Source organism: Exiguobacterium sp. SL-9 (assembly GCF_004336985.1).
Classification (GTDB): domain Bacteria; phylum Bacillota; class Bacilli; order Exiguobacteriales; family Exiguobacteriaceae; genus Exiguobacterium.
The window spans coordinates 523,045-545,586 of sequence record NZ_SJUO01000001.1 but is presented as its reverse complement, the minus strand read 5'-3'; the positions used below and the strand labels follow the sequence as shown (position 1 = coordinate 545,586).

27 protein-coding genes are annotated in these 22,542 nt (G+C 51.2%); 21 read left to right on the top strand and 6 right to left on the bottom strand.

The window, feature by feature from the left end; genetic code table 11:
• The first annotated feature begins 72 nt into the window (after positions 1–72).
• Genes cls through pepF form a run of 3 tightly spaced genes read left to right on the top strand, consistent with a single transcriptional unit; the run spans position 73 to position 4,478 of the window.
• Complete coding sequence (gene cls / locus EVJ34_RS02840) at positions 73–1,584, top strand: cardiolipin synthase (RefSeq protein ID WP_131484639.1); 1,512 nt, start codon at positions 73–75, stop codon at positions 1,582–1,584.
• A gap of 12 nt (positions 1,585–1,596) precedes the next feature.
• On the top strand, positions 1,597–2,658 hold the full coding sequence (locus EVJ34_RS02835; protein ID WP_131484638.1) for a competence protein CoiA: 1,062 nt from the start codon (positions 1,597–1,599) through the stop codon (positions 2,656–2,658).
• A gap of 17 nt (positions 2,659–2,675) precedes the next feature.
• The gene (pepF, locus tag EVJ34_RS02830; RefSeq protein ID WP_131433665.1) at positions 2,676–4,478 is read left to right on the top strand and encodes an oligoendopeptidase F; all 1,803 of its coding nucleotides are present in this window, start codon (positions 2,676–2,678) and stop codon (positions 4,476–4,478) included.
• Between the two features lie 218 nt (positions 4,479–4,696).
• Here pepF and EVJ34_RS02825 read toward each other — a convergent pair whose 3' ends face one another.
• Together EVJ34_RS02825 and EVJ34_RS02820 are read right to left on the bottom strand one after the other, a co-directional pair.
• Positions 4,697–5,470 carry a DsbA family protein gene (locus EVJ34_RS02825; RefSeq protein ID WP_236636620.1) on the bottom strand — a complete coding sequence of 258 codons (774 nt, stop codon included), beginning with the start codon at positions 5,468–5,470 and terminating at the stop codon, positions 4,697–4,699.
• 84 nt (positions 5,471–5,554) lie between these two features.
• Positions 5,555–6,136, bottom strand: coding sequence for a CYTH domain-containing protein (locus tag EVJ34_RS02820; protein ID WP_201739912.1), 582 nt, complete (start codon positions 6,134–6,136; stop codon positions 5,555–5,557).
• A gap of 108 nt (positions 6,137–6,244) precedes the next feature.
• Here EVJ34_RS02820 and yjbM point away from each other — a divergent pair, with 108 nt between their 5' ends.
• From yjbM to EVJ34_RS02805, 3 genes are read left to right on the top strand one after another with little or no spacing between them, the layout of a single operon-like run.
• Positions 6,245–6,889, top strand: coding sequence for a GTP diphosphokinase (yjbM, locus tag EVJ34_RS02815; RefSeq protein ID WP_131433667.1), 645 nt, complete (start codon positions 6,245–6,247; stop codon positions 6,887–6,889).
• Between the two features lie 11 nt (positions 6,890–6,900).
• Positions 6,901–7,698: an NAD kinase gene (locus EVJ34_RS02810; RefSeq protein ID WP_034776962.1), complete on the top strand. Its 798-nt coding sequence runs from the start codon at positions 6,901–6,903 to the stop codon at positions 7,696–7,698.
• 3 nt (positions 7,699–7,701) lie between these two features.
• Complete coding sequence (locus tag EVJ34_RS02805; protein WP_131484637.1) at positions 7,702–8,568, top strand: RluA family pseudouridine synthase; 867 nt, start codon at positions 7,702–7,704, stop codon at positions 8,566–8,568.
• Between the two features lie 40 nt (positions 8,569–8,608).
• Here the strand turns inward: EVJ34_RS02805 and EVJ34_RS02800 are convergent, their stop codons facing one another.
• Complete coding sequence (locus EVJ34_RS02800) at positions 8,609–9,775, bottom strand: FtsW/RodA/SpoVE family cell cycle protein (protein ID WP_131433672.1); 1,167 nt, start codon at positions 9,773–9,775, stop codon at positions 8,609–8,611.
• Positions 9,776–9,924: 149 nt separating this feature from the next.
• Between EVJ34_RS02800 and fabI the strand changes: the two genes are divergently transcribed.
• Together fabI and EVJ34_RS02790 are read left to right on the top strand one after the other, a co-directional pair.
• Entirely contained in the window at positions 9,925–10,698 is a 774-nt protein-coding gene (fabI, locus tag EVJ34_RS02795) for an enoyl-ACP reductase FabI (RefSeq protein ID WP_131484636.1), read from the top strand.
• A gap of 85 nt (positions 10,699–10,783) precedes the next feature.
• Complete coding sequence (locus tag EVJ34_RS02790) at positions 10,784–10,972, top strand: hypothetical protein (RefSeq protein WP_021066964.1); 189 nt, start codon at positions 10,784–10,786, stop codon at positions 10,970–10,972.
• A gap of 2 nt (positions 10,973–10,974) precedes the next feature.
• Here EVJ34_RS02790 and EVJ34_RS02785 read toward each other — a convergent pair whose 3' ends face one another.
• Positions 10,975–11,484, bottom strand: coding sequence for a YjcG family protein (locus tag EVJ34_RS02785; protein ID WP_131433676.1), 510 nt, complete (start codon positions 11,482–11,484; stop codon positions 10,975–10,977).
• A gap of 174 nt (positions 11,485–11,658) precedes the next feature.
• On the opposite strand from EVJ34_RS02785, the gene EVJ34_RS02780 reads away from it, so the two are divergent.
• The 7 genes from EVJ34_RS02780 to EVJ34_RS02750 all read left to right on the top strand — a co-directional run bounded on the left by EVJ34_RS02780 (position 11,659) and on the right by EVJ34_RS02750 (position 17,260).
• Positions 11,659–12,204: a phosphatidylglycerophosphatase A family protein gene (locus EVJ34_RS02780; RefSeq protein ID WP_131434288.1), complete on the top strand. Its 546-nt coding sequence runs from the start codon at positions 11,659–11,661 to the stop codon at positions 12,202–12,204.
• A complete protein-coding gene (locus tag EVJ34_RS02775) occupies positions 12,204–12,788 on the top strand; it encodes a phosphatase PAP2 family protein (protein WP_131433678.1) in 585 nt (194 codons plus the stop codon). The genes EVJ34_RS02780 and EVJ34_RS02775 overlap by 1 nt, the downstream gene beginning before the upstream one ends.
• Positions 12,785–13,315 (top strand): hypothetical protein, encoded by a 531-nt coding sequence (locus tag EVJ34_RS02770; protein WP_131484635.1) that lies wholly within the window; start codon positions 12,785–12,787, stop codon positions 13,313–13,315. The genes EVJ34_RS02775 and EVJ34_RS02770 overlap by 4 nt, the downstream gene beginning before the upstream one ends.
• A complete protein-coding gene (locus EVJ34_RS02765) occupies positions 13,315–13,506 on the top strand; it encodes a hypothetical protein (RefSeq protein WP_131484634.1) in 192 nt (63 codons plus the stop codon). Before EVJ34_RS02770 ends, EVJ34_RS02765 begins: the two co-directional genes overlap by 1 nt.
• Before the next feature lie 170 nt (positions 13,507–13,676).
• Positions 13,677–15,695, top strand: coding sequence for a BglG family transcription antiterminator (locus EVJ34_RS02760; protein ID WP_131484633.1), 2,019 nt, complete (start codon positions 13,677–13,679; stop codon positions 15,693–15,695).
• Positions 15,696–15,698: 3 nt separating this feature from the next.
• Complete coding sequence (locus EVJ34_RS02755; RefSeq protein WP_131433686.1) at positions 15,699–15,965, top strand: PTS sugar transporter subunit IIB; 267 nt, start codon at positions 15,699–15,701, stop codon at positions 15,963–15,965.
• A 32-nt stretch (positions 15,966–15,997) separates the two neighbouring features.
• On the top strand, positions 15,998–17,260 hold the full coding sequence (locus EVJ34_RS02750; RefSeq protein WP_131433688.1) for a PTS ascorbate transporter subunit IIC: 1,263 nt from the start codon (positions 15,998–16,000) through the stop codon (positions 17,258–17,260).
• Positions 17,261–17,313: 53 nt separating this feature from the next.
• Here EVJ34_RS02750 and EVJ34_RS02745 read toward each other — a convergent pair whose 3' ends face one another.
• Complete coding sequence (locus EVJ34_RS02745) at positions 17,314–17,601, bottom strand: FHA domain-containing protein (RefSeq protein WP_029595769.1); 288 nt, start codon at positions 17,599–17,601, stop codon at positions 17,314–17,316.
• A 273-nt stretch (positions 17,602–17,874) separates the two neighbouring features.
• The gene (locus EVJ34_RS02740) at positions 17,875–18,606 is read right to left on the bottom strand and encodes a hypothetical protein (RefSeq protein WP_131433690.1); all 732 of its coding nucleotides are present in this window, start codon (positions 18,604–18,606) and stop codon (positions 17,875–17,877) included.
• A 151-nt stretch (positions 18,607–18,757) separates the two neighbouring features.
• On the opposite strand from EVJ34_RS02740, the gene EVJ34_RS02735 reads away from it, so the two are divergent.
• The 6 genes from EVJ34_RS02735 to EVJ34_RS02710 all read left to right on the top strand — a co-directional run bounded on the left by EVJ34_RS02735 (position 18,758) and on the right by EVJ34_RS02710 (position 22,502).
• Positions 18,758–19,330 carry a GNAT family N-acetyltransferase gene (locus EVJ34_RS02735; protein ID WP_131433692.1) on the top strand — a complete coding sequence of 191 codons (573 nt, stop codon included), beginning with the start codon at positions 18,758–18,760 and terminating at the stop codon, positions 19,328–19,330.
• Positions 19,327–20,040: an alpha/beta fold hydrolase gene (locus tag EVJ34_RS02730; RefSeq protein ID WP_131484632.1), complete on the top strand. Its 714-nt coding sequence runs from the start codon at positions 19,327–19,329 to the stop codon at positions 20,038–20,040. Before EVJ34_RS02735 ends, EVJ34_RS02730 begins: the two co-directional genes overlap by 4 nt.
• Entirely contained in the window at positions 20,033–20,593 is a 561-nt protein-coding gene (locus EVJ34_RS02725; protein WP_131484631.1) for an NADPH-dependent FMN reductase, read from the top strand. The genes EVJ34_RS02730 and EVJ34_RS02725 overlap by 8 nt, the downstream gene beginning before the upstream one ends.
• A gap of 69 nt (positions 20,594–20,662) precedes the next feature.
• Positions 20,663–20,902: a hypothetical protein gene (locus tag EVJ34_RS02720; RefSeq protein ID WP_034776991.1), complete on the top strand. Its 240-nt coding sequence runs from the start codon at positions 20,663–20,665 to the stop codon at positions 20,900–20,902.
• Between the two features lie 71 nt (positions 20,903–20,973).
• Positions 20,974–22,065: a virulence factor gene (locus tag EVJ34_RS02715; protein ID WP_131484630.1), complete on the top strand. Its 1,092-nt coding sequence runs from the start codon at positions 20,974–20,976 to the stop codon at positions 22,063–22,065.
• A 242-nt stretch (positions 22,066–22,307) separates the two neighbouring features.
• Positions 22,308–22,502 carry a hypothetical protein gene (locus EVJ34_RS02710; RefSeq protein WP_131484629.1) on the top strand — a complete coding sequence of 65 codons (195 nt, stop codon included), beginning with the start codon at positions 22,308–22,310 and terminating at the stop codon, positions 22,500–22,502.
• Positions 22,503–22,542 lie beyond the last annotated feature (40 nt).

The window sequence follows — 22,542 nt, the reverse complement described above, 5'->3', positions numbered from 1 at the left end:
GCTCCCCTCAAAAGATAGTGTTAAGTTGTATAATTATGATAATACAAGATAGAAACGGGGTCAGTTTATAATATGTTGCGACGCATACAAGTCCTTTTATCCCTGATTTTGCTCGCAGGTCTCATTGCCGTATTATCATATTACTGGAGCTCTCAAGTGATCGGCTTGTTTTCAGTGCTCGTATTTTTGACGACGTTCAGCATTTTGCTCGTCATCTTGCTCGAGAACCGCAATCCGCAACGGACGCTCATTTGGGCGATCGTCATGCTCGGATTCCCGGTCGTCGGTCTGTTCGCTTATTTCGTGTTCGGACAGAACTACCGTCGAAAGCGGATGTTCAAAGAAAAAGCGATGCTCGATGAAGAGACGTACCTCGCGTATCGTCAGAAGGCGATGACGCTGTCACCGTCACTCATGTTCTCCCACGACGATTATGAGAAACTGCTTCATTTGACGTCGTCACTTAATCAATTACCCGTCTCGTCGAATACGTATACGCAAGTGCTGACGAACGGACAAGAAAAGTTTTCGAAACTGTTGCCAGCCTTGAAAGGAGCGACTCGTCACATCCATCTCGAATATTATATTTTCCGGGAAGATCGTATTTCTCGGGAAATTCAACGTATTTTGATCGATAAGGCGAGAGCGGGAGTCGAGGTCCGCTTTTTGTACGACGCCGTTGGATCGATTCATACGAGCGGGACATTTTTCGACGAGATGCGTCAAGCGGGCGTCCACGTGAAAGCTTTCTTTCCTGTCGTTTTACCGCTCGTCTCAAGTAAGACGAACTACCGGAACCATCGGAAAATCGTCGTCATCGATGGGACAGAGGCGTTCACCGGCGGCTTAAATGTCGGCGACGAGTATTTAGGCGAACACTCGAAGTTCGGCTTTTGGCGCGACACGCATTTGTACGTCAGAGGGGAAGGGGTGTCAGAGCTACAACTGATTTTCCTACAGGACTGGTACTACATGACGGGTGAGCGCCTGTTCACCCCGTTCTATCTCGAACCGCTCGAGACGGTACGAAGTGCGAGTGGGGGCGTTCAAATCGTGGCGAGTGGGCCGGATGAACCGTATGAGACGATGAAGTCGATTTATTTCGCGCTCATCAACGCTGCGAAAAAGTCGGTCTACATCTCGTCCCCGTACTTGATTCCTGATGAAGACATCATGAGTGCGCTCAAGACCGCCTCCCTCTCCGGAATCGATGTCAGGATTGTGCTTCCGAGCTATCCGGACCATAAGATTGTGTTTTATGCGAGCCGGTCGTATTTTGAAGAGCTGCTGAGCGCCGGAGTGAAAATCTATTTGTACGAGAAGGGGTTCATGCACTCGAAAGTCATCGTCGTCGACGACGGGTTGGCCACGATTGGGACGGCAAACATGGACTTCAGAAGCTTCCACCTCAATTTTGAGGTGAACGCCCTCTTGTATAACACGAACTCCGTCCATCAGCTCAAGCAAGATCTCTATAACGACTTTGAAGGATCACACGAGTTGGAGATTCGGGCGTTTTCGGAACGATCGTACTTCATCAAACTCGTCGAATCATTGGCTCGAATGTTTTCACCACTACTATGAGGGGGGAGCGGAATGCGATTTGCTATCGATCGGACAGGAGGGTATGTGGATGCCCTTACGTTGAGTCGGGAGCGAATCGAACCGTTTGCCCCTTTCGTGTGTCCTGAATGTAGGGAGCGGGTCATCGTCAAGCAAGGCGCGAAACGGCGTCTCCATTTCGCCCATGTTCATCCGTGCGGTCGTGGCGAATCGACAGGACACCACGAAGACAAATGGGGCGTCCGGCAATGGCTTCAAACGCAAGGCTATGCTGTCGAGCAAGAAGTCATCCTCGGTTCACGCCGTGCCGACTTGATTGCGACACGGGACAAGGAACGAATCGTCGTTGAGATTCAGGCGTCCTCACTCCCGGTCGAGTCGTATGGCGAGCGGACACGGTATTATACGGAACGTGGACTAGACGTCGTCTGGTTGGCGAGTGGATTAGAACCTAGCGCTTGGCCTTCATTGCAGCCGTGGATGCGTCACGAACTGTTTAGACGGCATGGCCTCCTTGTTCCTTGCAAGCAAGCACTTTATCGTTTCACCGGGTTCCCGATATCGGTTCGACGCGGCGTTGGTCATTGGCAGAGCATATCGTCATTCACTAGTTCGCCGTTCGAATGCTATTATCGTTTCGACGCCCAGCAATGGGCTCAACTCGTCCGGCGCCGCCGGATGACCCCGCCTTACCCGACGCAACAGTACCGCCGACTCGTCTTGAACCGACTGTATCCGATTGGGATGTTACCGTCCCTCCTGCCGAGTTACTGTTATTTGCCGTTGCCCTCGCTTTGGGGCGTTCATGTCCATCCGTTCACGTTTCAGACGGTGCTTTATTTAAATCGGCGTGAGCGTCCTACCGACTCCGTTGCGTGGAGCATCGAGAAGACGTGCCGCCAGTTTGGTGTGACCCCGACAAGCGACTTTCTCCAAGCGTTTGAAGTACAATGGAGACAACTCTTGAACGTGTTTGATGTGACGGAGTCGGTGCGGGATTGGCACGTCCCAAAGACGCTAGAGACGGCCCTTCTCCACGATCTTCGATTATTTCAAGGGTTTCAGCGATTCATGGCGAAATCGTATACAAACTAGGAAAAGGAAGTGGACATATGTCAGAAGTACTTACACGAAAACAAGTACCCGTCGAGGAGACGTGGAACTTGGAGACGATTTATGCGGACGATCAGGCGTGGGAACACGATTTTGAGGCATTGAAAGCAAACGTGCCGGCCTTGGTCGCGTTTAAAGGTAAACTCGGGGAATCAGCCTCTACTTTGTTTGAAGGCCTGCAACTTCGCGACGACATCTCGCGTCAATTGCATAAACTGTATACATACGCCCATATGCGTTATGACGAAGATACGTCGAACAGTCATTACCAAGCGTTGAACGACCGGGCGGGCTCGCTCGCGGCCCAAATTTCGGCTCAGCTCGCATTCATGACGCCGGAATTGCTCGCCATCGATGAGAGTCAAATCGAGGCGTTCATGGCGGAACACGAATCGCTCAACGTCTATCGCCATGCGTTCGACGAGTTGGCGCAAGAGCGTCCGCACGTGTTGACGGAGGCCGAAGAGGCGATTCTCGCTCAAGCTGGTGACGTGCTCGGCCAGTCGAGTTCGACGTTCGGCATGCTCAACAACGCCGATTTGAAATTCCCGAAAGTGAAGAACGAGAAAGGTGAAGATGTCGAATTGACGCACGGCCGTTACATCACATTCCTCGAGTCGAGCGACCGTAGCGTCCGCGAAGGGGCGTTCAAGGCGATGTACGGCACGTACGAGCAATATTTGAACACGTTCGCCTCGACATTGTCAGGCAGCGTGAAGAAGGATAACTTCTATGCGACGGTCCGTAAGTTCGAGAGTGCCCGTCAAGCGGCGCTCCATCATAACGCCATCCCGGAAGCGGTATACGACGGTCTCGTCGAAGCGGTGAACGAGCGCCTCGACTTGTTGCATCGTTACGTCGCGCTTCGGAAACGGGCACTCGGTGTGGACGAGCTCCATATGTATGACTTGTATACGCCGCTCGTAAAAGACGTGGACATGAAAATCCCATATGACGAAGCGAAAGACTTGATGGTCGAGGGGCTCGCACCACTCGGGGACGAGTACGTCCAAATCGTCAAGGACGGTCTTGATTCACGTTGGGTCGACGTCCGTGAGACGCGTGGCAAACGGAGCGGGGCCTATTCTTCAGGTGCGTATGACACGCAACCGTTCATCTTGATGAACTGGCAAGACAACGTCAACAACTTGTTCACACTCGCCCATGAGTTCGGCCATTCGGTCCATAGCCATTATACACGGGCGTCGCAACCGTATCCGTACGGAGACTATTCGATCTTCGTGGCGGAAGTGGCATCGACGACGAACGAGGCGCTCTTGAACGATTATTTATTGAAGACGCGCACCGACCGTCAAGAGCGGCTCTATCTCTTGAACAACCAACTTGAGACGTTCCGTGGCACGTTGTTCCGTCAGACGATGTTCGCCGAGTTCGAGCATATGATTCATAAAGCGGCACAAGACGGTGTCTCGCTTACGCCTGAGTATTTGAACGAGACGTACCTCGAACTGAACAAACGCTACTTCGGGGACGAGCTCGTCATCGATGGCGAGATTGCCTTCGAATGGGCACGAATCCCGCACTTCTATTACAACTACTACGTCTATCAGTATGCGACAGGCATCTCGGCGTCAGCCGCGTTGTCGCAACAGATCATGGACGAAGGGGAGCCGGCCGTCCGTCGATACATCGACAAATTCTTGAAAGCCGGGTCGAGCGATTACCCGATTGAAGTGTTAAAAGCGGCTGGCGTCGATATGACGACGAAAGCACCAGTACTCGCGGCACTCGATCAGTTCGAGTCTGTGCTCGACGAGATGGAAGCGTTACTCTTCCAATAAGAGAAGCGGGGCGTGAACATTATGTGACAATATGAACAAAGTGCTTGTCAGGTCGCGCTCGTCTCGGTATATTATAAGTGTGAAATCAATCACAAACCCCTTTATTGACCGTAAACTTTCTCCCAACCTGTGATCTGTATAGATACTCGGGTAACAGTGTTCTCCGTCCCCGCGGGGAACATTGAAAAACCCACGGCTCCCCGGCCGTGGGTTTTTTGTCATTTATTCGTCGCCCAAGCTTGGCCGCTACAGCCCGGTACAGGCCGGCAACGTTGTTGGAGTGACAATTTTTTTAATTCTCTTTCGATGACAGGCTTGTCGAGCTCTAAAATGAAAGCGAGCTCGGTGATTGTCGAGGCATCATAACGTCTTAACACTTTCTCGACGTCCCAACCAGTCTCGCGTGTTGGCACATAGCCGAGCAGTTCGGCCATGACGGCCTGATAGACGTCATACGGGTAGAGTCCTTCAATCTTGAGCGCCTCGTCACGGGTGACGAACGTCAAGGCGGGAAGCGATTCAATCTCCCAGTCTTTCAAAATCTCGTGATCGACCGCGAGTGCGCTCAGCAGTTGATTGGATTGGATATCAGCGGCCAACTCATCGATGTCGAGTCCATAGCCGACGAACGAGCGGGCAATCTCCCATAAGTCGTTGTCGTTAGAGCTATCCTTCAAAAAGATATCGTTAATATGCAAGTGGCGCATGAAGCGCATCGCATGACGTTTCCCTTGTAACTCCATAGCCTTGATCATCGTGAGAAGGCGAACCTCTTCTTGACATCCGCCAACACAACTAGGAACCGTCGAAACCATACGGAAACGAATCAAGTGCCCGTATTCAAGTTCGAGTTTTTTAATGAGTGTCATCACGTGAAGCCCGTCAGGATCTGAGATGTCCATGAAATAGAATAACTCTAATGGCTTATATGTTACTTGGATAGAAGATTCTTCCAATGAACAGGATGACTCATTACATTGTTCAAGTTCCATTGTGTCGCCTCCTCTCGTAAACAAAATCAAATAGATTGTATGCTCATTGTAGCAACGAAAAAAAAAGGTTGGCAACGTATCTGCTCAACCTTGGTTTCGACGCATCTTTTCTTCCATGAATCGAACGATTTTATTTTTGGCGGGCCGGAGGGGGATGTCATGGCGATGGAGAAGCTGTTCAAACGCAATTTTGCCTTTCGCTTCATCGGTCACTTCAAATTCTATTTCATAGTCGTGAATCTCCAAATAATGACTTTCGTCGAGGACGAGCAGACCGTCTGGCGTCTCGATTTCCGCGCGTTTCGTCTCAAGGCGACCGAGGTGGTCGAGCGGTCCGGTCAAATCAAACGAAGCAAGCGCCTCTTTCATTTGATCGTCATGGATGATGCCGTATTTGAACAAGTTCTCGGCTTCTGTTTCATTGATTGGGGCGTGCGTCTCGAGCAGTCCGACGTCATGCGGTTGTTTGAGTGTCAACACTTGGCCGTGTTTTTTCTCCCGAATCCGGAGGGCAGCCCCATGGCTCTTCAATTCGAACGTCGGCGTGTCGAAGTAATCGTTCGCTTGCCATTTCACTTTGTCCGTTAAATCGTAGGCGGCGAGCAACGTCTCATATTCGTCTTTCGTCAACATCGATTTAAATTCAATTTCCACTTCTTGGGTCATAAATCATCGCTCCATTCTATGAACAATTGTTCGTTTATGATACCATACTATCGGATACATACGGAAAAAGCAGGGTTTTTCCGAAATGAACGAAAGTGGTGACAGCATATGCAATCAATGGATTGGGATCAATTTTTAGTGCCGTATCAAATCGCGGTCGATGAACTGAAAGTTAAATTCAAGGCGATTCGGAAACAATTTAAATCTCAAAACGACCACTCCCCGATCGAGTTTGTGACAGGCCGGGTTAAACCGGTCGGTAGCATTCTCGAGAAGGCGAAGCGAAAGCAAATTCCTAACGACAAGTTGTCGACAGAGATGCAAGATATCGCTGGACTTCGCATCATGTGCCAATTCGTGGACGATATCGTCCACGTCCTCGAACTGCTCCATCACCGGACCGACTTCAAGATTGTCGAGGAACGCAACTACATCACGAACCAAAAGGAATCGGGCTATCGCTCTTACCATTTGATTCTTGAATACCCGGCCCAGACAATCCACGGCGAATTCCCGACACTCGTCGAAGTTCAAGTGAGGACGCTTGCGATGAACTTTTGGGCGACGATTGAGCACTCGCTCAACTATAAATACGATGGAGATATGCCGATCGAGGTGCAAGAGCGCTTACGTAGGGCGGCTGAGGCGGCATTTTTGCTCGATGCCGAGATGAGCCAGCTCCGCGTCGAAATTCAAGATGCACAGCAAGTGTTCCGGGATAAAGAAATGAACGTCCAAACGGACCAAGACTAGGGGGCCAAGGCATGCAGTTTGCGATTGTAGCACGGGGAGACGCGCGTTCGGCCGACATTGCGCGCGAATTGACGAATAAATTGACCGAGGCGGGTCACTCGGTTTCGAAAGAGCCGCGAATCGTCGTCTCGGTCGGTGGGGATGGGACGATGCTCCAAGCGTTTCATGAATATATCGACCGGCTTGATGACACGTTGCTCGTTGGGATTCATACGGGCCATCTCGGGTTTTACGCCGACTGGCAACCAGACGAGCTCGACGAGTTGACGGAGATGATCACGAGCGAGTCGTTCGAACCGGTATCTTATCCGCTCGTCGAGGTGCTCATCGATTACGAGGACGGGACGACCGAACGACAACTCGCCATGAACGAGTGTACGATTAAAAACTATAAACGCACGCTCGTCTGTGACTTGTCGATTCGTGATGATTACTTCGAGACGTTTCGAGGTGACGGGTTGTGCATCTCGACACCGTCCGGCTCGACGGCCTATAACAAAGCACTCGGTGGGGCCATCGTCCATCCGTCGATTGAAGCGATACAAGTGACAGAAATGGCATCGATCAATAACTTGGTGTACCGGACGATCGGTTCACCGCTCTTGTTACCGAAACATCATCAAGTGAAGATCGAGCCGCACACGAAAACCGAATTCGAACTTGCGTTCGACCACCAAGAAGCGTTATCTTGGTCGAACGTGCGCTCGATTCGCTGTGCAGTCGCGAAAGAAAAAGTGACGTTTGCCCGGTTTCGCCCGTTCCCATTTTGGCGACGAGTCCGGGAATCGTTCATCGAGGAAGGGAAGTAACCGATGTACGGATTCACATTGCATCGCGTCGCGGAGACAACCGTCCCGCTGCGCGATTTTTTAATGACAGACTGCGGCATCTCGCGCAAAATGTTGACTCAAATCAAACAAGGCGGTCTCATCCTCGTCAACGGTGAGCCACGTACCGTTCGCTATGATATTCAAGAAGGTGAAGAAGTGACTGTCCATTTCCCGGTCGAACAGCCGGCGGCGGCGATGGTCCGCTCGTCACGCCCGCTTACGATCCTGTTTGAGGACGACTATTTGCTCGCCGTCGACAAACCGGCTGGAATCGCGACGATCCCGTCCCGGCTCCATCCGGACGACACGCTCGCCAATGCGGTGCTCGGATATTACGAACGAATCGGGTTGCAGTCGGCGATTCACGTCATCAACCGGCTCGACCGTGACACGAGCGGTGTCGTCTTGTTCGCTAAATATGCTTACGTGCACCATCGGTTCAGTGAACTGCAACAGACCGGTGGCTTGTCACGGACGTATCTTGCTCTTGTCGAAGGATCAGTTTTCCCGCAGACAATCGACGCTCCGATCGGCCGTGCCCCAGACTCGATTATGGAGCGGGTCGTGACAGCGGACGGACAGCGAGCCGTGACCCACGTTCTTGAGGCGGAGGCGCACGGTGCATATACGGCATTGACGATTGTCCTCGAGACCGGGCGGACACATCAAATTCGCGTCCACCTGCGCCATATTGGACATCCACTCCTTGGGGATACGATGTATGGCGGCAAGCCTGTGATCGACCGTCACGCGCTCCATAGCGCCTCGGCGACGTTTTGCCACCCGATGACAGGGGAGAGACTCGTGATTGAGGCGGCATACCCGCATGACTTTCGACTAGAAGCGTAATACAAATAGTCCCGCACTCAGCTGAGTGCGGGACTATTGTTTAATCGTCATCAAACATATACGATTTTGATTTCGAAGCGACGTTCATGACGAGGCCGATGGCAATCATGTTCATGATAATCCCGGTCCCCCCGTAACTGATGAACGGTAAAGTCAGACCGGTGATTGGAAGGACACCGATCGTCATCCCGATGTTTTGGAAAATCTGGAACGTGAACATGGCGATGACGGCGGTCACGATGTAACTACCGAACGGACTGCTCGCTTCAAGCGCGATATGAATCATCCGGTATAAGAACAGGAAGAAGACGATAATCACGATGGCGGCCCCGATAAACCCATAATGTTCAGCGATGACGGCGAAAATGAAGTCGGTCTGTGATTCTGGCAGATAGACCAAACCTTGGCCGTAGCCGGCCCCGAACATTTGACCAGACCCGATCGCCTGAAGCGATTTGATCAACTGAAACGCCAAGTCGTCGGAATACTCATACGGGTAAATCCACGCTTGGAATCGGTTCAAGGCGTGGCCTGGCACAAAGCTTTGCAACACCTCAAAGTGGGAGAAGAACAAGTACATGAAACCGCCAATCGTCACGGCAGCAGCGCTGAACAGACCGAGCAGCCACTTCCAGCCGATCCCGGAGACGATGATGATGGCGCCGAGCATCGTGATGAGAACAAGCCCGGTCCCTAAGTCTGGCTGGGTGACAATCAGTCCGAGCGGCGGAATGGCGAGTAATACAAGTTTCATTAACAGCCACGTATCCTGTTGGGACGAGCCGTAACGTTTATTATGGTCGTAGACGATCGTGGCCATGGAGATGAGTAAAAACAACTTCATGAATTCGGCCGGTTGGAAACTGAAACCAGGCACGTTATACCAGCCGTACGCCCCGTTAATGTTTGGAACGAGCGTCGTATCCCGGAGCGGAATCAACCCAACTAGTAGCAAGAGCCCGAAGGAATAGAGGTACCAGTGAATTTTTCGCAACTGTTCGTATTCGATCGTCATGATGGCGAACATGGCCACGAACCCGAGAATGTAACGGATTCCTTGATCGAATGCGAAGTTGATATGTTGTAATCGTGTCGGCAACATCGGTTGTGCCGTGTAAATGGCACCTAGACTGATGATCATCAAGAAAAAGACGATGGTCAAAAGTGTTGTGTCTAAACTTCTTAAATAAGATTGAATGCGGTTCATGATGAAATCGTCTCACCCTTTCTATACGTATTTTATCTTACCGTAAGTTAAAAAAATCGCAATACGTTACGCGCTAGTTGACAAAACAGACACCATTCTGTAATCTGATAACAGATGTTATAACCAGGTACTAAAAAGGGGAGTTTACGATGTCAATCTATCCAACGTTAACGAATAAGACGTATGTCGTCATGGGAATTGCCAATAAACGCTCGATCGCATGGGCGATCGCGAAGACGCTTGACGCGGCAGGTGCGAAGCTCGTCCTCACGTATGCAGCCGAACGCTTCAAGTCAGGTCTTGAATCGCTTGCGGCCGATTTGAATGGCGAAGCGCTACTTTTAGAATGTGACGTCACGAACGACGAAGCAATCGATACGACGTTCCGCACGATTCACGAACAAGCGGGCCCGATTCAAGGGATTGCTCATTCAATCGCCTTTGCGGACAAAGAAGCGCTTCGCGGCGAATTCTCAGAGATGACGCGCGGTCAGTTCGCACAAGCGCTCGACATTTCGGCGTACAGTTTGACAGCAGTCGTCAAAGCGGCCAAACCGTATTTCGCAGAAGACGCATCGGTCATCACACTCACGTACCTTGGCGGTGAGCGCGTCGTCCCGAACTATAACTTGATGGGTGTCGCAAAAGCAGCTCTCGACTCGAGCGTCAAATACTTGGCGAACGAGTACGGACCGCACGGCGTCCGCGTCAACGCGATCTCGGCAGGACCGATTCGTACGTTGTCGGCCAAAGGTGTCGGCGACTTTAACAGCATCTTGTCTGAACTCGAGCAGAAGGCGCCGCTACGACGCAACGTCTCGGCAGAAGAAGTGGCCTCGACGGGCTTGTTCTTGTTGTCGAGCATGGGCAGCGGTGTGACGGGAGAAATCATCCACGTCGACAGCGGTTATCATATTTTGTGAATCTAAGGGAAGGGCGCAGCGATGCGCTCTTTTTTGTATTATCCGGACCGTATTTCGGGTAAGGACCTGAAAAGGAGGTTGGATCATGGGTCCTTATCAGATTGATTTTACGGTCGTCCAATATGGAAATCGCCAAGTTCAACCGACAGAACGGGCGAATATCGAGCCGGTCACACGGATTCAACGCGTCCAACGAATCCGCCCGCGCCAAGAAGAATGGTTAGAAGCCGAACAACAAAACAGCCCCGGTCGATTTGTCGACCGGAGCGTATAATCTTATCCGCGGAACCGGAACGTCTCATAGACGTTCCATGTTTCGTTTTCGAGCTCATACATGACGGCCATACGGTTGACCGTCTCCTCGAAATGAACTTGCTCCATGCGCATCCGTTCGAGTACGTCGAACAGTTCGGCATCGGTCAAATCTTGCCCGATGGTGATGTGCGGAAGAAATTCATATTTTGGAGGCTGGTTGAGGAGCCCCTCGTGGAGCTTGTCCTGTAGCGCTGACAGTTCGCGCGTCGGCAACACTTTTAAGTAGAGGACGTTGTTCGTCGGTGCGAACGAGCGAACCCCATCGATTTTTAGTTGAATCGGTTTGGTCGTGTCGGCGACTTGTTGCAAATACTCGAGCACTTTCGGTAAATCGGCTTCGTCAATCTCGGTGCGCTCCTTGATCGTCACGTGTGGTGAAATCAAGGCGTACTTCGTGTCATACCGCTTCCGGTACGAGTTGGCGAAATCTTGAACTTGTTTTGATGGAAATAAGACTACCCCAATCTTCATTCCAGTTCCCCCTTTATAAAGTGGTCTACTTTTTTATGATGACCGATTTAATGAATGAAGTCAAAGCGGGCTTAGTCTTTTTTTCGAGTTTTCAGTATAATAGAGATTGAGTACTTCGAGAAGCAATCTTCTCGAGATGAAAGGATGTGTAGCGGGAGGATTCCCGCCTATATGATGAAACATGTACCACACTCAAGAGACGTACGCGAGGCCGCACGGGCTCGCTTGATTGAACGGGGCGTATCGATTGAATCGATTGCCGAGATCGTCTATCAAATGCAGGCGCCGTATTCGCCACATTTGTCATTGAAAGAATGCACGGAATCGGTCGAAGCCGTGTTAGATAAACGCGAGCTCCAACATGCGATTCTCGTCGGGTCAGAACTCGACATGCTGGCCGAGCGCGGACAGTTGTCCGAGCCACTTCTATCGATTGTGGCGTCGGACGAAGGCTTGTTCGGTGTCGATGAGACGATTGCCATCGGGGCTGTCAACACATATGGTTCCATCGCCGTCACGACGTTCGGATACTTAGACAAAGCGAAGATCGGTATCATCAAACAGCTCGATACGAAAATGGAAGACGGGCAAGTCCATACGTTCATGGATGATCTTGTCGGCGCGATTGCGGCGAACGCATCAGGTCGCTTGGCGCACCGTTTGCGTGATATGACCGACTTTGGCGAAGACGAGATGCGGGAACGGAAAGGCTTATATTAATGACACCGCGCTCAAACATGTTGGCGATCACCGGGGCGATCAGTTTCGTGCTCTTCTCGGTGGTCGTTGTTTTAGGTTGGGTGGTGCCGGTTGATCGGTTCGTCACGTCTACGCTTGACCCGCTCGCCGGTCCGCTGTTCGTCTATGTGACCGAGCTCGGCAGCGTAAAAGTATTGATCGGCCTGTCGTTGATCGGCATGCTTTATTTTTTGTGGCGGGGTAACAGGTTCGAGGCGTTCCGCTTACCGATTGTCGTCATCACGACGCTACTTGTGACGCAAGGGCTGAAACTCATCTATGGTATCGACCGGCCGTCGATCGATGCGGCGCTCGACGCGACGACGTACAGTTTCCCGAGCGGTCACGCCTCAGGGTCACTCGCGTTGTACGGACTGGTCGCCGTGTTGGTATATCGTCGCAATAAGACCGTCGCCGGCTTGATGCTGCTCGTCACCCTGACGTTAGCCGTCTCGTTCAGTCGGGTCATCTTGAACGTCCATTATTTTAGTGACGTCATCGGAGGCTGGCTCGTCGCCCTTGTCATCGTGGCGGGGTCAGAAATGGTAAGGAGGAAACAAATTTGATTCTCATAACACAAGTCGAAACATGGTTGTTTATGGACCGAGATCGAGCGGATGCGGCGGAAATGCCGACAATCCTGGTCGAAAAGGACGCGTCCGGAGCCAAATCGTTCACCACGATGCGGACGCTGTTCCAACTGAAGAAATGGACAGGGCAACACCGTTTCGTGCCGTTTTTGTCGTGCGGTGAGGCGTCGTATCGCGCCTATGAAGTGTTTCATGTCGATGCGAAGCCCCCGTTCGCCATCCTTGAATCGGGGGGCGTATTGATGAAGGATAATGAGCGGGACGAGGCCTATGACAGCGCGCTTCAAGACGCAGGCGTCACGACAGACCGCGAGCGGATTGCGTTCGCAGCGGATTACCTTGAACGGGAACTCGGTGAACCGGTCATACTCGCCATCGATGAACCGGTCGCGTCGCATACCCGTGTCCCAGAAAATCTGTTCGTACCAGGAAACGTGATGCAGACGAGTGAACAACTGTTTGGCTGGGCGAACCGAGAACAAACGGAGAGAGGTGACGCATAATGAATGAATGGGAACAAAAGATTCAAGAACTTCTCGACGGTTCGGTCGAAGAGGTGCTCGTGCCAAAAGACGAGTTTTTAACGGTCCGTTCGCTATTGATCGACAAGGGCTGGATGTTTGAAGTCGTTGGCGAAGCGAAACACGGAGGCGTCACCATTTATCGGAAGAACGAAACAGGTTCGATAGAATGATTGATTTTAGATAAGGAAGAGGCGAGGGACACATGTGACCCTGCGCCTCTTTTTTCTGGACGCATGAGGAGAGACAGAAGTTTGGGAAACACGTCCCGAAAACCCTGTCGTAAACGCTTACAAATTTCGGGTGAAACTCACTTATACTAAACGTGTAGGAGGCCACTACCATGTTACTAAATGAAAAGAGCAAGCGGATTTTGAGTGTCATCATGCACGAACAACGAGTAACGATTGAATCGCTCGAGCTGATGCTCCCGTATTCACGACGGGCCATCGAGTATGAGCTGGAGCGGATTCAAGAATGGTTGCTTGATTGTGGACTGTCCGACATGAAAACGGACGGGGCGACGATTCAGTTGACGGTCACCCCCGAGCTGATGGAACGATTTGAACAGGCTGGATTGATTTGGGCCGAGGAAGAGCGCGAGTTGTTAATCGTGTTCTTCACATTAGTAAACCGTGAATTTTTATCGGCGTTTCATTTCCAACAGCTACTCGATGTCTCCAAATACACGGTGCAGGAAAGTTTGAATAGCGTGAAACGAAGCGCGGCGCATTTCGGTCTCGATTTCGCCTATACCCGAAAATCAGGGTATCACGTGAACGGACATCCGCAAACGATCGCCTTGTATTTATATCGGACGATTGAACGTCTCGTCACGCGTTCGACGAAGGAACGTCTCGTCAGTGCCGTGCTCGTGGATTGGGAGATCGAGTATGAACAGCTACTTCACCAACTGGAAACGTATGAGACGGTGAGGCAGTTCAAATTGGTCGAGATCCATCGTGAAAAGCTCGCCTACTTCCTATTGTTTGGAAGCCGAATGACGTTACCTACATCGACTGACACAGAGGACCTCGTCATGGCGGAAAATACGGATGACGTGCTTCGGCATCACTTCAGTCAAATGCCTCATCTTTGGGTGACGCTCGATATGTTGATCAAGAGCGGACCCAAAGTCGAGGAAGAGATGGATGAGGCGACGCAACATGAATTAGCTAGCGTCATGATGGATGTAATCGAACGGTTCGAATTGCTCAGTTGTACGTTCATCATCGAGCGAGAAGCGTTGTGCGAAAAACTCGTGCTTCATTCGAAAGCGACGATGCAACGCGTCTATACAGGACTCGAGGCACCCGAAGAGCTCGAACGTTATGTCATGAAAGAACACCAAGTGCTAAACGTGCTCGTGGAGCGGTCGCTCGAGCCGTTCCGGCAACGTCTCGGCAAGGACGTACCGGCGACAGAAGTCATGTATTATACGCTCCATTTTGCGGCGCATCTCCATCAACAAGGACAGCATCTCGATGACCAGATGAAAGCCATCGTCGTCTGTCCGAGCGGGATTAGCGTCTCGCATATGCTCGATCATATTTTAAAGAATCAATTCCCGGAGATCGTCTTTTTGCCGCCGATCTCTCAGCGGGACGTCGAGCAGTATGCGCCGCTCGTCGACTTGATTTTCACGACCGTCCCGTTGCCGCGAACGATTCATGAGTTGGCGAATGTCACACTCGTCCCGGCCTTGCCGACACGGCTTGAACAAATCCAGTTGAAACGTCAAATCGAGCAACGGTTTTTGAAACGGGGCGAGCCCATTGCGATTCAAATCGAGGACGTGTTGCAAGTCGTGAAAAAACATGCGACCGTCACCAATGAACGACAATTGCGCCAAGATTTGCGGGCGTTGTTGTACGCTGACACGACTCAAACTGTACACCAGGGGGGACAGCCGGTGCTAAATGAACTGATCACACGAGAAAATATCCAAGTGTTGGACAAAGTCGACGATTGGCAAACGGCCATCCGACTCGCAGCCAAGCCGCTCGAAACGAATGAATCGATTGTCACGAGTTATATCGACACGATGATTGACAACGTCACAGAACATGGTCCGTATATCGTCCTCATGCCGGACGTGGCCATTCCGCATGCCCGGCCCGAGGATGGGGTCCGAAAGCTCGGCATGAGCGTATTGAAAGTGGGGGACCCGGTCGTCTTTCCCGAAAATAAATCGGTGCGACTCTTCTTTGTGCTTGCGGCCATCGACCAGACGACACATTTGAAGGCGCTCGCCCAACTGACGGAATTACTCGGTAACGAGGAAGATTTAGCGATATTGTTGTCCGCTCAGGCGAGTGACGACATGTTACCGGTTATCAACAAATATTCTGAGGAGGAATGAATAATGAAAAAGATTTTAGTAGTATGCGGGAACGGGCTCGGTTCAAGTTTCATCATGGAGTTGAATGTGAAGAAGGCGCTTGATCAAATGGGTGCCGAGGCAGAAGTGTCGCACACGGATATCGCGACGGCACGTACGGAACCGGCCGACATTTATGTAGGGGCCAAAGACATCATCGGCACGCTCGATGACGGGACGCGGGAAATTGTCGCTCTTGAGAATGTCATGGACATCGAAGGGATCAAGGCGCAACTAGAAGGTAAACTGTAAACGACTTCGGGGGTTGGAAGGGGGAACAATGAATGCTTGATTTAATTATGCGGGACATATTAGGAACACCTGCCATCTTGGTCGGTTTATTCGCTTTGATCGGTCTTATGCTTCAAAAGAAAGATGTGGCATCGGTCGTCTCGGGCACGTTGAAGACAATCATGGGATTCGTCATTATTGGGGCCGGAGCTGGGGTCATCATCGCGGCGCTTGATATATTCGGACAGATGTTCGACGAAGCGTTTAGTATTCGCGGGGTCATCCCGAACAACGAAGCAATCGTCGCGGTCGCCCAAGACGCGTTCGGCGTCGAGACGGCGATGATCATGGTGTTCGGGATGGTCATGAACATCGTACTCGCCCGGTTCACACCGTTCAAATATATTTTTTTGACGGGTCACCATACGCTGTTCATGGCAAGTCTGCTTGCCGCGATTCTTTCGGTGTCTGGCCTTGAAGGAGTCGTCCTCGTCGCGGTCGGTTCGGTGTTGCTCGGGTTATGTATGGTGCTCTTCCCGGCGCTCTTGCAACCGTTCGTCCGTCAAATCACGGGTTCAGACGACTTTGCGATCGGCCACTTCGGTTCACTCGGGTATTTCGTCTCGGGTACGATCGGCAAGTATGCTGGCAACAAAGAACATTCGACCGAGCAGATCCAAGTTCCGAAGCAGCTCGGCTTCCTGCGTGACACATCGGTCGCTGTCTCGTTGACGATGACGCTCTTGTTTGTGGTCGTCGCCATCTTCGCCGGGCCAGGCTTTGTCGAGAGTGAGCTATCAGGCGGTTCGAACTATATCGTCTTCTCGATTATTCAAGCGATCACGTTCGCGGCTGGTGTGTATATCGTTCTCGCCGGGGTACGGATGTTGATTGCCGAGATCGTACCGGCGTTCAAAGGGATCGCTGACAAGATGGTCCCGAACGCGAAACCGGCACTGGATTGTCCGACCGTGTTCCCGTTCGCTCCGAACGCGGTCATCATCGGCTTCTTGGTCAGTTTTGCGGCAGGATTGATTTCGATGTTCTTCCTCCCGCTGTTCGGGCTCGCGATCATCGTTCCAGGGTTAGTCCCTCACTTCTTCACGGGAGCGACGGCTGGCGTGTTCGGGAACGCGACAGGAGGGCGACGCGGTGCGATTTTAGGTGCCTTCGCCAACGGTCTCCTCATTAGCTTCTTGCCGGCCATGTTGTTGCCGCTACTCGGGAACCTTGGCTTTGAGAGTACGACGTTCGGCGATTCAGACTTTGCGCTCGTCGGGATCCTCATCAGCTGGTTCGTCTCCTTGTTCACATGAAGCTGAATCCAAACGAAAGACCACGTCCGCATGGGCGTGGTCTTATTGTTGGTTTAGGCGTTTGAAGCCAATTTGATTTTTTGGCGTTTTAACTTGTGTAATAACCAGGCATGTAACACTTCACAAGAATGGTGAGGTAGGGTCAGTTCAACGAGCGGGTGTGACTGACCGAATATAGTGAAGCGCGAATGGTCCTCGTCGAGCATCGAGACTTGAATATCGGTCGCTTCTTGAAGCGAAATCCGTTGCTCGCCGGCTACTGCATCTTTTAGTTTCAGCATTTTTCCATTCGTCGCAAACTTGGTGAACGAAGACATTCCCTGTACTTTCAGTTGTTCCATCTCATGTATCTATCCATCCGCGTGATGAATAGATTTTCACCTCGCTTTCTCTATATTGCCTTCCATTCCTCCAGAAGGTTATTCCTAGTATACCGCCCTCGCGATAAAAGAAAAGACTTAATTTAACGAAAAATTAAGACAATTTGTTATCAATTTTTAAAAATAGTGTCACAGGCGCGTCGCTGAGGGATTTAGGACGTAATTCTTATGGGCGGGATAACAAAAAAGAACCTGATTGGATCAGGTTCGACAAAGATTCGTGCATGGATGAACTCAAAAACGTTCGATCTCCCACGTGCGCCGGCGATACGTCAATTGCCCCTTCAATGCGATCGATTCTTTCTTCGCGTCGAAATCTTCCTCGAGGACGGACATGTCCTCGTAACGTCCTGCGACATAGAAGGAGATTGATACTTGGCGATTGAACAGGCTCCGTTTCGTATGGTCGAAGTCGATGATCAACCCTTGCGGCGACAACGCTAAAATCTCATCGATGACTGGTAAGGGAATCGGAACGAAACTGATGTTACGGATGTCCCGGTCGAGCTTGCTTTGCAACACGCTCTGCAGGAAGTGCGAGATCGTCGACCAGTCTCTGATGTAGAGGCTGCTGTGACGGTCATTCGATTCGTTGAAAAAAGCGATCTCATTTTGAATCGAATTGAGGAACGGTCCCTTTAAGCCACGCTCCATGTGGCTGAGGAACAAAATCTCGGCAATCTCATGGTCCGACAACGATTCGAGCAGATGGTAGTCGGGAAAATCGATGGCGGTGAAACTTGTTTGATTGTTTAAGTATTTCGTCGAGAACGTCGACAGTTCATGCGCCTCGATATAGCGGAACCGGGTCCGGGAAGACTGCCTCATCCCTTTTATGTCCGTACGACAGATAATCATCGGGCGGGCGAGTGATAGCGCTTCGGTGACATCGCTCAGCGTCACGCCGTGAAGTGTAAAACGTTGCAGTTCTCGGTCTTGTTTAATATAGAACAACTGTTTTGACATGTTTATCCCCTCAGTTCAAAGTCACTACAGTTTGATTTTAGCAAATCCCTCTCAAGAGCGCCATGTTTGAGCGGTTCTGGAAGATTGAGATGATGGTTTTTTTGAGAAAATGGTTATAATTGAGGAAAAGAAGCAGAAAGGCGGATTCCATATGTGGGGGTTGAAAAAAAGTTTTCCTGAACTCATAACGAGTCGGTTCATTTTAAGAGAACTCGAACCCCGTGACGCGAGGGCGCTCTATGTGATTCTCTCGACCGAGGAAGTGATGCGCTATTACGGGTCCGATCCTTTGCTGGCCGTCTACGAGGCGAAGAACGTCATCGCTTATTTCAAAGACCAGTTCCAACAAGGCAAAGCGATTCGCTGGGCGATCTGTGATCGCGAGACGAACGAACTGGTCGGGACGATTGGCTTTCATAACTGGACGCCCCAATACTTCAGGGCCGAAATCGGCTTTGAAGTCGCACCGAACCATTGGCGTCGGGGTGTCGCCCATGAGGCGGCATCGGCTGTCATTCGGCACGGATTCGATGAGTTCAAATTTCATCGTATCTCGGCGCTCGTCGCCCCAGAAAATGAAGGATCGAACCGGTTAGTACAGAAGCTTGGATTCACGGAAGAGGGGCTGCTCCACGATTACGCTTATAGTCATGGCCGTTTTATGGACTTGACGATGTATCGTCTCTTGAAAGAGGAATGGAATGAAAGGGAGGAAAGACGATGAGACAACTTGTACTGTTACACGGCTTATGTGGCTCACCTGACTATTTTGAGGAACTCATCCCGACGCTCGATGCGGATGTGTATGCGCTGACGTTACCGGGACATGATGGGACCGAAGCTGGACCAGAGACGATGGACCAGTTCGCAGATTGGGTGCTCGCTGAGATACGTCTCCGAGAACTCGAACGGCCAATCGTATTCGGGCACTCATTCGGGGGCTATGTCACGACAAATCTCGTCCGCCGTTATCCGACCGAGCTGTCGGGATTCGGCTTGATTCATTCGACGGCGGCGGCTGACCCGGAAGAAGCAAAAGCCAAACGGAATCAAGCGATCGAGCGAGTGATGGCAGAAGGGGTCCATCCGTTCATCGATACGATGATTCCGGGGGTGTTTGCGGCTGACTCAGCCCACACCTTAATCGAGCGCGCGAAACAAATCGGGTATGCGATGTCGAAAGAAGGAATTATTTCTGCGCAACGGGCCATTCGCGACCGGGCCGACGAAACGGAGACCGTGCGCGAAACGAGCTTGCCCGGTCTATTCCTCTACGGGGACAAAGATCCGAACATGGACGCTGACCGTGCTTTCCTCGGCGCAGAACATCATACGAAACAAACTGTCCCAGGCAGCCATATGGGAATGATGGAGCAGCCTGAATTAGAAGCACGACTCATCAACAATTGGCTTAAGGAGGTGCGACATGTCTAAATTCAAGCTTGTTGCCGTATCAGGAAGTCTTCGAAAAGCGTCGTTCAACACGGCGTTGCTCCACTCAATCATCGAGCTCGGTCGAGACCGATTTGATGTCGACATCGCTTCGATTGAGATGCCGCTCTATAATGATGACTTGATTGATCCGAACGAACCTGACGTCGTACTCGCGTTCAAACAAGTGGTACGCGAGGCGGATGGTCTGCTCGTCGTGACACCCGAGTATAATCACAGCATTCCCGGTGTCTTGAAGAACGCAATCGATTGGCTGTCACTCGAACCAGGGACACCGCTCAGAGACAAGCCGGTCATGATTGCCGGTGCATCTCCGGGGATGCTCGGGACGGCGCGTTGTCAAATCCATCTCCGTCAAGTATTTGCCACAAATCGTGCGAACGTTTTACCAGGAAATGAAATTTTTATTAGTCATTGCAAAGAAAAGATTGATGAGAGCGGATTGCATGATGAGAAGTCGCGTCAACAAATCGACCGAGTATTATTGGAGTATTATAATTGGATTGATTTTTGGAAGCGTCACGCAAAAAAATAACTTGAAGTCGCCCTGAATGTTTGATAGAAATGAATTGTGAAAACACACACAAAGGGAGCGACAGCAAAAATGGAAACGTATATTGAACTGTACAATGGCGGCGAGTTAGAGGACCGGGCAGTCATCAATGACGGGATGACGTTCGGCCGGGTCACGATTGTGGAATTATTCTATCAGACGGGCCATATTTTCGGATACGTGAAAGCCGATGGAGAGAAACGATTCTTCCTCGAGCCGGTCGCCGGGGACGATACGTTCATCGTCGAAGGAGACCGTTATTCGCTCCAACAGTTCATCGCCCTATTTTGATGTTCACGACGCAAGCGACTCGCTTGCGTTTTTTTGTTGTTTTCGTCACGATTGAAGATGAGGTGATGAGAATGAAACTAGTAGCTATTGAACCAACTCCAAGTCCAAATAACTTGAAGATTATCGTGGAACCGGCGTTCACAGGTCGGGGTGTCACGTATGACAAGGCGAGCCGCGACATGCCTCCAATCATCGAGGATATCGTCGGGTTGCGTGGGGTCAAGTCGGTCTACGCGGTCTCTGACTTTCTCGCCGTCGAACGCCATCCAAAACACGATTGGCACGACGTCATGAACGAGATTCGTCGCGCGTTCGGGGAAGACGTGGCGGAAGTCGAGGCAAGCCAGATGGCAGCAGACTATGAACCGGTACATGTATCGGTCCAGTTCGTACTCGATGTGCCGATGCAGTTGAAACTCGTCAAAGGCGACATAGAAAAACGTGTCGGTCTGTCGAAACGGTTCGTCGACGCCGCACTCGACGTGCAAGCCCAAGTGAAAAACGTCATTCAAGACCGGCGTTGGGTCGAACAAGCCCCGCGTTACGGGGAACTCGAGGACGTGAGCGTTGTCGCGCAAGAAGAACTCGAGGCAGCTTATCCCGAAGAACGAGTCGCGCGCATCGTCGCCCGTGCATTCGGGCGGGAAGCCGACTATGAGGCGAATGCGAACCAGCTGCAATCAGACGATTGGAAAGCGCGACTGGCGTTCCTAGATGAACTCGAGGTCATTCCGGACAACATGGTATATTTCCGTCGAGCGCTCGAGGATAAGGTGATGGCGATCCGTCGACAAGCGGTCGTTATGATTGGCATGTTCGAAGAGAACCGGGAAGAGTACGTCACGTATATCGAACAGGCACTCGTGGACTCGTCACCAATCGTCCGTCGTACGGCCGGCGATACGGTATCGGACTGGGCGTTGCCGCAGTCTCAGCCGTCGATGATTGAGGCGCTCAAAGATAAGAGCAAGCTCGTCCGGTGGCGGGCCGCCCGGTTCTTGTTCGATTGTGGGGATGAGCAGGCGGTGCCCGCACTAAAAATCGCCGAAGACGACCGTGAGTTCGAAGTTTCCCTTCAAGCTCGTCTCGCGAAAGAACGGATCACGAGCGGGGAAACGGCGCTCGGGACGGTGTGGCAACAAATTTCGAATCGGACGAAGTAACAATCATTCGACAAATCAATATTTATCTTTTTTACAGTTACAGGAAGAGAGACGAATCAGCACGTGATTCGTCTCTCTTTTCTCGTATACAATTTGATAATTCATCCAAATGACTAACAATCGATACCAGTTATTCGACAGTTGGGTAAGTGGGCCTTTTGGCCTGTCGAACGATGTGACGTTTTTCCTTGAGAAACGTTGATACACTATACATATCTTATACCAACAAAGGAGCCATACTCATGATGCTTTTTGCAGAAACACCAGAACTCGTAGCCTATAAGGAAGTCGTCGATGGTATGATCACGGTCATCTTTGAGTCGATTCACAGCGAGACGTTCTCAATCTCTGCACAAGTTCGTTCCGACATCGACGTCGCTGATACATTGTTCATGACCGGTTGGCAGCAATACGTCGAAAACGTCCAAGTTTCATAATAAAGGTGAATAATATACGTAAACCCATTACAAACGTCTG

Coding starts and splice junctions, on each gene's coding strand:
- cls (WP_131484639.1), top strand. CDS start 73: ATGTTGCGACGCATACAAGTCCTTTTATCCCTGATTTTGCTCGCAGGT.
- EVJ34_RS02835 (WP_131484638.1), top strand. CDS start 1,597: ATGCGATTTGCTATCGATCGGACAGGAGGGTATGTGGATGCCCTTACG.
- pepF (WP_131433665.1), top strand. CDS start 2,676: ATGTCAGAAGTACTTACACGAAAACAAGTACCCGTCGAGGAGACGTGG.
- EVJ34_RS02825 (WP_236636620.1), bottom strand. CDS start 5,470: ATGGAACTTGAACAATGTAATGAGTCATCCTGTTCATTGGAAGAATCT.
- EVJ34_RS02820 (WP_201739912.1), bottom strand. CDS start 6,136: ATGACCCAAGAAGTGGAAATTGAATTTAAATCGATGTTGACGAAAGAC.
- yjbM (WP_131433667.1), top strand. CDS start 6,245: ATGCAATCAATGGATTGGGATCAATTTTTAGTGCCGTATCAAATCGCG.
- EVJ34_RS02810 (WP_034776962.1), top strand. CDS start 6,901: ATGCAGTTTGCGATTGTAGCACGGGGAGACGCGCGTTCGGCCGACATT.
- EVJ34_RS02805 (WP_131484637.1), top strand. CDS start 7,702: ATGTACGGATTCACATTGCATCGCGTCGCGGAGACAACCGTCCCGCTG.
- EVJ34_RS02800 (WP_131433672.1), bottom strand. CDS start 9,775: ATGAACCGCATTCAATCTTATTTAAGAAGTTTAGACACAACACTTTTG.
- fabI (WP_131484636.1), top strand. CDS start 9,925: ATGTCAATCTATCCAACGTTAACGAATAAGACGTATGTCGTCATGGGA.
- EVJ34_RS02790 (WP_021066964.1), top strand. CDS start 10,784: ATGGGTCCTTATCAGATTGATTTTACGGTCGTCCAATATGGAAATCGC.
- EVJ34_RS02785 (WP_131433676.1), bottom strand. CDS start 11,484: ATGAAGATTGGGGTAGTCTTATTTCCATCAAAACAAGTTCAAGATTTC.
- EVJ34_RS02780 (WP_131434288.1), top strand. CDS start 11,659: ATGAAACATGTACCACACTCAAGAGACGTACGCGAGGCCGCACGGGCT.
- EVJ34_RS02775 (WP_131433678.1), top strand. CDS start 12,204: ATGACACCGCGCTCAAACATGTTGGCGATCACCGGGGCGATCAGTTTC.
- EVJ34_RS02765 (WP_131484634.1), top strand. CDS start 13,315: ATGAATGAATGGGAACAAAAGATTCAAGAACTTCTCGACGGTTCGGTC.
- EVJ34_RS02760 (WP_131484633.1), top strand. CDS start 13,677: ATGTTACTAAATGAAAAGAGCAAGCGGATTTTGAGTGTCATCATGCAC.
- EVJ34_RS02755 (WP_131433686.1), top strand. CDS start 15,699: ATGAAAAAGATTTTAGTAGTATGCGGGAACGGGCTCGGTTCAAGTTTC.
- EVJ34_RS02750 (WP_131433688.1), top strand. CDS start 15,998: ATGCTTGATTTAATTATGCGGGACATATTAGGAACACCTGCCATCTTG.
- EVJ34_RS02745 (WP_029595769.1), bottom strand. CDS start 17,601: ATGGAACAACTGAAAGTACAGGGAATGTCTTCGTTCACCAAGTTTGCG.
- EVJ34_RS02740 (WP_131433690.1), bottom strand. CDS start 18,606: ATGTCAAAACAGTTGTTCTATATTAAACAAGACCGAGAACTGCAACGT.
- EVJ34_RS02735 (WP_131433692.1), top strand. CDS start 18,758: ATGTGGGGGTTGAAAAAAAGTTTTCCTGAACTCATAACGAGTCGGTTC.
- EVJ34_RS02730 (WP_131484632.1), top strand. CDS start 19,327: ATGAGACAACTTGTACTGTTACACGGCTTATGTGGCTCACCTGACTAT.
- EVJ34_RS02725 (WP_131484631.1), top strand. CDS start 20,033: ATGTCTAAATTCAAGCTTGTTGCCGTATCAGGAAGTCTTCGAAAAGCG.
- EVJ34_RS02720 (WP_034776991.1), top strand. CDS start 20,663: ATGGAAACGTATATTGAACTGTACAATGGCGGCGAGTTAGAGGACCGG.
- EVJ34_RS02715 (WP_131484630.1), top strand. CDS start 20,974: ATGAAACTAGTAGCTATTGAACCAACTCCAAGTCCAAATAACTTGAAG.
- EVJ34_RS02710 (WP_131484629.1), top strand. CDS start 22,308: ATGATGCTTTTTGCAGAAACACCAGAACTCGTAGCCTATAAGGAAGTC.